Below are 7,718 nucleotides of genomic sequence, written 5' to 3' on the forward strand. Positions count from 1 at the left end.
GCTCGCCCCCCCCCCCACAACCAATATCTTTATTTTGTGAGAGCACTTCCCCCCCCCGGCGCGGGGGGGGGGGGGGGGGGGCGCGGGGGGCCCCCCCCCCCCCCCCCCACACCCTGGCCGGTCCGCCTCGAACGGTGCTGGAGAACGGCTGCGGGAACGGCCGACCGACCCTACCGGTCGACTCCGCCGCCCCGACAGCCGTGCGCGGCAGCCGAGTTGGGAAGGACATGCGGCCGGTCTTCCAGCCGTTCTCCAACCGTTCCCGGTACTGATCGGCCGGGAAACAGGGAAGGCCCCCGGGGAGTCCGGGGACATCGGGAAGGGGACCGAGGATGACGCGATCGAGCGGGCGACGGGTGCTGGTGACGGGGGCTTCGCGCGGGATCGGCGCGGCGATCGCCCGGGCGGTGGCCGCCGACGGCGGGCGGGTCGCGCTGCTGGCCCGTCCGTCGGCGGAGCTGGACGCCCTCGCGGCCGAACTCGGCGCGGTGGCGGTGGGGGTGGACCTGGCCGACCCGGCCGCGGCCGGGTCCGCCGTCGCCGGGGCCTGCGCGGAGCTCGGCGGGCTGGACGTCCTGGTGAACAACGCGGGCGTGTTCCCGCTGGGCCTCGTCCGGGACGGCGATCCCGCCGACTGGCGGACGATGGTCGACCTGAACGTCCTCGGGGTGCTGACGGTCACCCGGGCGGCGATCCCGGCGCTGCTCGCCGGGGAGCATCCGCAGATCGTCAACATCGGTTCCACGGCCGGGCGTTCGGTGGCCCATTCGGTCCAGGGCGTCTACGCGGCGACCAAGCACGCCCTGGTGGCGATCAGCGACGGGCTGCGGCTGGAGCTCGCCGGGGACGGCGTCCGGGTCACCCTGGTGTCGCCCGGCGCGGTGCGCACCGGCGGGAGCGGGCGGATCGGGGACGAAGCGCTGCGCGCGGTGCTGGCCAAGGTGCAGGAGGCGGTCGGACTGGATCCGGCGGAGGTGGCGGAGCAGGTGCTGCACGTGCTGCACGCCCCGGCGGGGGTGCACCTGACCGAGCTGACGGTGCTCTCCACCCGGGAGCAGCTGGGCTGACGCCCTGTCCGCGCGGGGCGGCCGGGGCTCCCGGCCGCCCCGCGCGCGTGCGTCAGCGGCCGCCCGCGACGGTCAGCACCTCGCCGGTGATGTTGCCGTTGGCCCCGGAGCAGACGAACAGCACGGCGTTGGCGACGTCGGCGGGCGCGCTGAGCCGGCCGCTCGCGGTCCGCGCGGTCTCCTGCTCGCGCACCGCGGCCGGCAGGCCGGTCAGGGCCCGCTCGGTCAGGGTGAGCCCGGGGCAGACCACGTTGACCAGGATGCCGTCCGTCCCGGTGTCCCAGGCCAGGCTGCGGGCGAAGCCGTGCAGGCCGGACTTGGCCGCGCCGTAGAACTCCTGGCCCCGGTGGCCGTCGACCGCCACGTGGGAGGAGAGCAGGGCGATCCGGCCCCAGCCGCGCCGCCGCATGCCGGGCACCACCAGCTGGGCGAGCCGCAGCGTCGGCGCGAGGTTCTGCTGCACCACGGGCTCCCAGTCCTCGACGGCGACGTCCTCGAAGTGCACGCCCGGGGGCCGGCGGGTGCCCATCATCCGTACGGCGCCCGCGACCAGGACGTCGATGTCCGCCCAGCCGTCGCCCGCGGCGGCGAGTTCGTCGAGCGTGCCCCGCGGGTCGGTCAGCGCGTAGCGCACGGCCCGCGCCCGGCCCTTGGCCGCACCCAGCTCGTCGGCGAGTTCGGCGGCCTCGCGCTCCTTGCTGTGGTAGCCGATCAGGACCCTGGCGTCCTCGGCGGCGAAGGCCCGCGCGATCTCCCGCCCGATCCCTCCGGTCGCACCGGTGACCAGGACCACCCGGTCCGCGACTGCGAGTTCCACGCTGTCTCCTTCGCGGCCCGGTGTCCGGTGGGCCCGACTCCGGGGGGCCGGCGGAGGGCCGGTCCCGGCGCGACACTGCCCGGCCCGACTGGAGGGCGGTTCGAGGCCGGCCGCCGCCCCGGCCACCGCCCTCGGCGACCGGCGGAGGCAGGCGGCCAAGGCGGGCCGCGGAGGCATACGGCCAGGGCCGGCGTGGCGCGGCTCGCGGGCGGCGGCGAAGGAGCGGGTCGGCCGGAATTCGAACCCGGTTCGAAACGGCTCTGCCAGCCTCGCCGCCATCCGCGCGGCCGCCCCGGCCGACGACGGGACCGCACCCGAGGACCAGGAGGACGCATGAGCGCCGACACCGAGAACCGGCCGGCCGGGAACCCGCGCGCCGGGGACCCGCACACCGACGCGCGGGTGCTGCGGATCGACGGCGACACCACCGGACCGCACGTGGACGACACCGTGTTCCGGTCGATCATGGCCACCCTGCCCACCGGGGTGACCGTCCTCACCACGCTCGACGAGGAGGGCAACCCCAAGGGCCTGACCTGCAGCGCGGTGTGCAGCGTCTCCGCACGTCCGCCGCTGCTGCTGGCCTGCCTGGACAACCGCAGCACGGTGCTGACCGCGGTCCTGGCGCGCGGCGCGTTCGTGGTCAACGTGCTGCGGGAGCGCGGCGAGGGGGTGTCCACCCTGTTCGCCTCCCGCGGCGGCGACCGTTTCGGTGCGACGCCGTGGCGGCCGGGCCCGGTGAGCGGCCTGCCGTGGATCGAGCGGCACGCGATCGCCCACGCGGAGTGCCGGCTGGCGGGCGCCGTCCGGGCCGGTGACCACACGGTACTGGTGGGCGCGGTGGTGGACGGCGCCGCCCACCGGGGGCTGTCCACCCCGCTCATGTACTGGCGCAGCCAGTACGGGACCTGGCCCGCCCAGCCGGACGAGGCGTCGGCCGCGATCACCCTGGCCGCGGAGGGCTGAGCCCCGCGGAGGGCTGATCCCCGCGAGGGCCGGACCGCGTGTTGCACTCACTGCAATTTTTGCATTGTCCGATGAGAATGCAACCTCTGCACGTATTGCAGACAGTGCCAAGATTGCATAGAGTGCAGTGGTGATGAGTGCATCCGACCAACGCAGAGAACGCCAGAAGGCGGCCAAGAGACACGCGATCACGCTCACGGCCGTCCGCCTGGTCCTCGACAAGGGCCTCGACGCGATGACCGTCGAGGCCATCAGCGAGGCCGCCGACATCAGTCCCCGGACCTTCTTCAACTACTTCTCCAGCAAGGACGAAGCGCTCCAGATGCGACCGTCCTGGTCGGCGGAGTCCCTGACCGCGCTGTTCCAGGACCGCCCCGCCGACGAGCCGGTCTTCCGCTCGATGCGCGTGGTCGCCCGGGAGATCGCGGACTCCTTCGTCCCGGCGCGCGAGGAGTCCGAACTCTGGCGCGAACTGTGGCGCCGGCACCCCGAACTCCTGGCCAAGCGCGGCTCGGGGGGCGAGGAGGAGATCTTCCGGAGCCTCATCCTGGCGGTCGCCGAGCGGACGGGCGCCGACCCGATGAAGGACAGCTACCCGAGCGTCGTCGTCACCTCGGCGTTCTCGGTGATCCAGTGGGCGGTGCGCTTCTCCTGGATCAACGAGGACGGCCGGACCACGGCCGACCTCATCGACGAGGCCTTCGACCTGCTCGAACGGGGCCTCTGAGCAGGCCGCACCCGCCATACGCGCCGTACCCGCTGAACCCGCGCCCCACCGCCGTACCGCTCCCCACCACCCGTCGGCACCACCCCAGACCACCCGTCCACCGTGACAGCCGCACCAAGGAGCCACCCGTGCCACCAACAGCTGGCGACGCCGCCCGGAGCCCACTGAGCCGCCGCCAACTGGCCGTCGTCATGTCGGCCCTGTTACTGTCCATGTCCCTCGGAGCGCTGGACCAGACCGTGGTCGCCACCGCGCTGCCCGCGATCGTCGGGGATCTGCACGGCCTCAAGTACACCTCGTGGCTGTTCACCGCCTACATCCTCGCCTCGGGCATCTCGACGCCGATGTACGGGAAGCTCGCCGACCTCTACGGGCGGCGCAAGCTCTACCTGTTCGCCCTGGTCGCGTTCCTCGCCGGCTCGGCCCTGGCGGGCGCCGCCCAGTCGATCTTCCAGCTCATCGCCTTCCGGGCGATCCAGGGCGTGGGCGCCGGCGGCCTCATGGTGCTGACCCTGACGATCATCGCCGACATCGTGCCCACCCGTGAACGCGGCAAGTACATGGGCCTGTACGGCGCCGTCCTCGGCCTCTCCTCGGTGGCCGGCCCGCTGATCGGCGGCTACTTCGTCGACCACACCACCTGGCGCTGGGTCTTCTACATCAACCTGCCGCTCGGCCTGGTCGCGCTCGCCGTGGCCGGCACCGCGCTCAAGCTGCCGGTGCGCAACCGCGGCGGGAAGATCGACTACGCCGGGTTCGTCATGCTGGCCGGCGCGCTCACCTGCCTGGTGCTGGCGACCTCCTGGGGCGGCACCAAGTACGCCTGGTCCTCCACCACCATCCTCGGCCTGTTCGCGGGCATGGCGGTGTTCGTCGCCGCCTTCATCCTGGCCGAGCGGCACGCCAGTGACCCGCTGATCCCGCTGCGGCTGTTCACGGTCCGCACGGTGGTGTTCGCCTGTCTGGCCAGCATGCTGGTGTTCACCTGCGTCAACGGCCTGGCCACCTTCATCCCGATGTTCCTCCAGCTGGTCACGGGCATCACCGCCACCAACACCGGGCTGCTCACCCTGCCGCTGATGGTCGGCCTGATGTTCTCCTCGGTCGTCGGCGGCAACCTGATCACCAAGACCGAGCGCTACAAGTGGTCCCCCATGGTGGGTGCCGTGATCGGCGCGCTCACCATGTTCCTGCTCTCCACGATGGACGAGCACACCGGCTGGTGGCTGCTCGCCGTCTACGTCACCATCCTCGGCGCCGGCCTCGGCCTGATGATGCAGCCGCTGGTGATCGCCGTCCAGGTCACCGTCGAACGCCGTGACCTCGGCGTCGGCACCGCGACGGCGGCGTTCTCCCAGCGCATCGGCGGGTCGATCGGCCTCGCCGCGCTCGGCGCCGTGTTCAGCCACCAGTACGAGAACGGCCTCGCCAAGCACCTGACAGCCGCCCAGGCCGCGGCGGTGCCCTCCGACGGATCGGTGTCGCCGACCGTGGTCGCGGCGCTGCCGCCGGCGGTCCGGGACGGTCTTCGGCTGGCCTTCAGCGACTCCCTGACCGAGGTGTTCTTCTGGCTCACCCCGGTGATGGTCGGGGTGCTGATCCTCTCCGCCTTCCTCAAGAACGTCCACCTCGACCAGAGCGTCCCGCTGGGCGAGTTCGCCCACCTGGACCTCGACGAGGACGACGACGCGGGCGCGGACGGAGCCGGATCCCCCGACGCCGGCGGCCCGGCCGACCCGGTCGACGTCCCGGCCCAACCGGGTGGACTGGAAGAAGGATTGACGCATCGTCAGAACTGACGGTAGGCCAGTTCCACTGAACCGGCCGTGGTGCGGCCGCCGCCACCCGCGGGTGGTAGGCCGCCCGTCACCCCCGTACGGGCGACCGCACAGCGGCCGCGCCACGCGCCATCTCTCTTCAGTGACATCGCCGGATACCCCGAAGGTGGGTGTCCGGCGCACCATTGGAAGCATTCGCCTTGAGCGTTCCCGGACAAGGCTCCTAGGGTCCTGATCGCAGGCCGGCCACCAGAACGGGCCGGCCGCCCGCGTTCATGAGGATTCAGCCGACCGGCGAGGAGCTTCCCATGGATTTCAAGGTGCTGGGACCACTGGAGGTACACCACCTGGGGTGTGCGCGGACCCCCAGTCCCCCGAAGACCCGACAGTTGCTGGCCCTGCTGCTCCTGCGGGTCAACCAGGTGGTGAGCCTGGACTCCATCATCACCGAGCTCTGGGACGACCGCCCGCCGCGCAGCGCGGTCACCACCGCCCAGACCTACATCTACCAACTGCGCAAAGCCTTCGCCTCCGAAGTCGGCGAGGAGGCGGCCGGGCACATGATCTCCACCGTCCTGCCCGGCTACGTGCTGCGGATCGACGAACGGCAGCTCGACGCGCCCCGGTTCGACCGGCTCGTCGAGGACGCCCGCCTCCTCACCGAGGACGACGAACCACTCAGGGCCGCCGAACTCCTGGAGGACGCCCTGGCGATGTGGCGCGGACCGGCCCTGTCCAACGTCACCTGCGGCCCCGTGCTGGCGAGTTACGCCACCCACCTGGAGGAGCGGCGGATCAGCGCCCTGGAGGCCCGGGTCCGCACCGACATGGAACTCGGGCGCCACCGCGAACTCGTCGCCGAACTGCAGACCCTGGTCTCCGCCTACCCCTTCAACGAGTGGTTCCACACCCAGTTGATCCTGGCGCTGAACCGCTCCGGCCGGCGCGGCGACGCCCTGAACGCCTACCAGCGGGTGCGGCGCCTGCTCGGCGAGGAGCTGGGGCTCGACCCGTCGGCGGAACTCCAGCGCGTCCACCAGCAGGTGCTGCGGGTCGACGGGCCGCCGGTCCACCGGATGCCCGCCGTCTCCGGGGCAAGGAGATCCTGACATGGCGACCGTCACCCCGCCCGCACCCACCGCGCTGGACGTCGTTGCCGGCCACGACCTGACCGGACGCAGCGCGGTCGTCACCGGCGGCGCCTCCGGCATCGGCCTGGAGACCGCCCGCGCACTCGCCCGAGCCGGCGCCCGCGTGGTCATCGGCGCCCGCTCCCTCCGGCCCGCCGAGGCCGTCGCCGCCGGCCTGCGGGCGAGCACCGGGAACCCGGCCGTCACCGTCGCGACGGTCGACCTCGGATCCCTCCGCTCCGTCCGGGAGTTCGCCGACGACCTGCTCCGACAGCGCGAACCCGTCCACCTGCTGGTCGCCAACGCCGGCGTCATGGGCCTGCCGCCCGGCCGCACCCACGACGGCTTCGAGACCCACCTCGGCGTCAACCACCTCGGCCACTTCGCGCTGACCGTCCGCCTGCTGCCCGCCCTGCGAGCGGCCGGACACGCCCGCGTGGTCGTGGTCGGCTCCAGCGCACACCACCTGGGCGGGCTGGACCTCGACGACCCGCACTTCGAGCACCGCCCGTACGACCCGTACCTCGCCTACGCCCAGTCCAAGACCGCCAACGCCCTCTTCGCCGTCGCCCTCACCGGCCGGCACCGGGCGGGCGGCGTGCTCGCCAACACCGTCAGCCCCGGCGCCGCCCTCACCGGCCTCCAGCGCCACCTCGACACCGGGACCAAGGTCGCGGTCGGCCTGATCCGCCCGGACGGCACACCCGACCCGCGCCTGCGCACCGCCGCCCAGGGCGCCGCCACCTCGGTGTGGGCGGCGGTCGCCCCGGAGCTGGCCGGGACCGGCGGGGCCTACCTGGAGGACTGCGCCGTCGCCCGCCCGTGGAACGGATCGACCCCGCCCCGGGGCTACCTCCCCGAAGCCCTCGACCCGGAGCGCGCCGAACGCCTCTGGGAGCTCTCCGCCGCCCTGGTCGGCACGGACTGACCGCAGCCCGCGGGCACCCCGCTCAACCGGCCGACCGCCGGCCCTCACCCCGACCGGGCGGCCCGGGGAGCCCACCGAGCTCCCTGCTCAACCGCGCCTCCACCGCGCTCAGGGGCAGTTCCGGGCAGAGCCGCTCGGGATGCCCCGGCCCGGGCCCGCACAACCGCCGCGGCTCCGGCACCACCGCCGGGGGCGCGGCGGCCCGCCCCCCGGCCCCCGAACATTACGCACCCCCCGCCCCCGTCACCCCCCCCCCCACCCCCCCCCGCCGCGCGCCCCCCGCCCACACAAACCACCCCACAACG

General features: G+C 73.4%; 8 protein-coding genes. 6 read left to right on the forward strand and 2 right to left on the reverse strand.

What is annotated here, in order from left to right:
- Positions 1-332 precede the first annotated feature (332 nt).
- Positions 333-1,067 carry an SDR family oxidoreductase gene (locus tag ACFV0O_RS06815; protein ID WP_380337334.1) on the forward strand — a complete coding sequence of 245 codons (735 nt, stop codon included), beginning with the start codon at positions 333-335 and terminating at the stop codon, positions 1,065-1,067.
- A 52-nt stretch (positions 1,068-1,119) separates the two neighbouring features.
- Here ACFV0O_RS06815 and ACFV0O_RS06820 read toward each other — a convergent pair whose 3' ends face one another.
- On the reverse strand, positions 1,120-1,884 hold the full coding sequence (locus ACFV0O_RS06820; protein ID WP_380337337.1) for an SDR family NAD(P)-dependent oxidoreductase: 765 nt from the start codon (positions 1,882-1,884) through the stop codon (positions 1,120-1,122).
- Positions 1,885-2,217: 333 nt separating this feature from the next.
- Here ACFV0O_RS06820 and ACFV0O_RS06825 point away from each other — a divergent pair, with 333 nt between their 5' ends.
- From ACFV0O_RS06825 to ACFV0O_RS06845, 5 genes are all read left to right on the forward strand, one after another.
- Complete coding sequence (locus tag ACFV0O_RS06825) at positions 2,218-2,850, forward strand: flavin reductase family protein (protein ID WP_380337340.1); 633 nt, start codon at positions 2,218-2,220, stop codon at positions 2,848-2,850.
- Between the two features lie 133 nt (positions 2,851-2,983).
- Positions 2,984-3,577, forward strand: coding sequence for a TetR/AcrR family transcriptional regulator (locus ACFV0O_RS06830; protein WP_380337342.1), 594 nt, complete (start codon positions 2,984-2,986; stop codon positions 3,575-3,577).
- A gap of 128 nt (positions 3,578-3,705) precedes the next feature.
- The gene (locus ACFV0O_RS06835; protein ID WP_380337345.1) at positions 3,706-5,376 is read left to right on the forward strand and encodes an MDR family MFS transporter; all 1,671 of its coding nucleotides are present in this window, start codon (positions 3,706-3,708) and stop codon (positions 5,374-5,376) included.
- Positions 5,377-5,663: 287 nt separating this feature from the next.
- A complete protein-coding gene (locus ACFV0O_RS06840; protein WP_380337348.1) occupies positions 5,664-6,464 on the forward strand; it encodes a BTAD domain-containing putative transcriptional regulator in 801 nt (266 codons plus the stop codon).
- Between the two features lies 1 nt (position 6,465).
- Positions 6,466-7,413, forward strand: coding sequence for an SDR family NAD(P)-dependent oxidoreductase (locus tag ACFV0O_RS06845; RefSeq protein WP_380337351.1), 948 nt, complete (start codon positions 6,466-6,468; stop codon positions 7,411-7,413).
- A 22-nt stretch (positions 7,414-7,435) separates the two neighbouring features.
- On the opposite strand, the gene ACFV0O_RS06850 is transcribed toward ACFV0O_RS06845, so the two are convergent.
- Complete coding sequence (locus ACFV0O_RS06850; protein ID WP_380337354.1) at positions 7,436-7,597, reverse strand: DUF6059 family protein; 162 nt, start codon at positions 7,595-7,597, stop codon at positions 7,436-7,438.
- Positions 7,598-7,718 lie beyond the last annotated feature (121 nt).

This window comes from Kitasatospora sp. NPDC059577, assembly GCF_042735475.1.
Lineage (GTDB): Bacteria > Actinomycetota > Actinomycetes > Streptomycetales > Streptomycetaceae > Kitasatospora.

Coding starts and splice junctions, on each gene's coding strand:
- ACFV0O_RS06840 (WP_380337348.1), top strand. CDS start 5,664: ATGGATTTCAAGGTGCTGGGACCACTGGAGGTACACCACCTGGGGTGT.
- ACFV0O_RS06825 (WP_380337340.1), top strand. CDS start 2,218: ATGAGCGCCGACACCGAGAACCGGCCGGCCGGGAACCCGCGCGCCGGG.
- ACFV0O_RS06845 (WP_380337351.1), top strand. CDS start 6,466: ATGGCGACCGTCACCCCGCCCGCACCCACCGCGCTGGACGTCGTTGCC.
- ACFV0O_RS06830 (WP_380337342.1), top strand. CDS start 2,984: ATGAGTGCATCCGACCAACGCAGAGAACGCCAGAAGGCGGCCAAGAGA.
- ACFV0O_RS06815 (WP_380337334.1), top strand. CDS start 333: ATGACGCGATCGAGCGGGCGACGGGTGCTGGTGACGGGGGCTTCGCGC.